2 protein-coding genes are annotated in these 1077 nt (G+C 48.7%); both read right to left on the minus strand.

The window, feature by feature from the left end; all coding sequences use genetic code 11:
* Positions 1-98: 98 nt before the first annotated feature.
* Positions 99-629, minus strand: a complete 531-nt coding sequence (locus tag A3750_RS02435; RefSeq protein ID WP_068547999.1) for a 4-hydroxythreonine-4-phosphate dehydrogenase PdxA — start codon at positions 627-629, stop codon at positions 99-101.
* Positions 630-1077: peptidylprolyl isomerase (locus A3750_RS02440; RefSeq protein WP_197474821.1), on the minus strand; the 448-nt coding region annotated here is incomplete at its 5' end.

Raw genomic sequence — 1077 nt, forward strand, 5'->3', positions numbered from 1 at the left:
TGCGGATTCAAGCCAGCAACCAGAACCCGAGGTTCATTTACTGCAAACTTCTTCCGCATATCCGCAATAAGCATACCGATAACCTTCTTGATTTCGTCCTAAGTATTTGCCGCAGCTACGTCTTTTAACGGTAAGTGATTTCTATCAAGCGCTACTTTCCTTCTACCTTTTGCAAGCATCATCACAACTCTTTCCACCCCACACTTATCTTGCAAATACTCGGTATGACCGGAGAAAGGTACGCCCGCATCATTAATAACACCTTTATGAACAGGCCCTGTCACAATGGCAGAGAACATCTCGTTCAGAGTTCCATCAATCGCGACATCTAAGGTATCGAGCACATACTGGGCATTCTCTGGGTTGAGAGCGCCGGCTTGAACCGGCTCTTTAAGCGGCACATTGTAAACATATGCTTCGCCCCGACTTAGCTCTCTGTCGATAGAACAAGGGTACTCAAACGCCTTAAAAGGAAGCCCTAGTTCATCAGCCCGCTGCGCTAGAAGGTCTCGGTCTGCAATAAAAACCAAGGGTATTGGCCAAGATTGCTGAGCCAGCATGAGCGCAAGGTCTGGCCCAATCCCCGAAGGTTCGCCTGGTGTAATTGCGAGCGGTTTTGGCGTAGCCAATTAACTCGCCTCCTCAACTTGGTACTTCTCGTCCTTTACTTCAATAAAGGCCTCAGACTTAAGCTCTTGCAACCAAAGCACGAGTTCTTCTTCAAACTTGCGGCGATAAATAAGTTGTCTCGCTTGATTTGCCTGAACCATCGCACCAATGTCTTGATCACGCTCTTCCAGTACTTGCAAAATGTGCCAGCCATAAGGCGAACGAAATGGCTTACTGGTCTCTCCAGCCGGTGTTTGCGCCATTACCTCTTCAAACTCAGGAACCATTTGACCAGGACTTACCCAGTCCAAATCGCCTCCATCAATGGCAGAAACGGGGTCATCGGAATTGGAACGTGCGAGCTCAGCAAAGTCATCGCCATTACTCACTCGGTCATACAGTTTGTCGATGATCTCTTTGGCCTGACGATCGCTGCGAATTTCGCTGGGCGCAATCAGAATATGGCGC

It is taken from the genome of Oleiphilus sp. HI0079, from assembly GCF_001635105.1.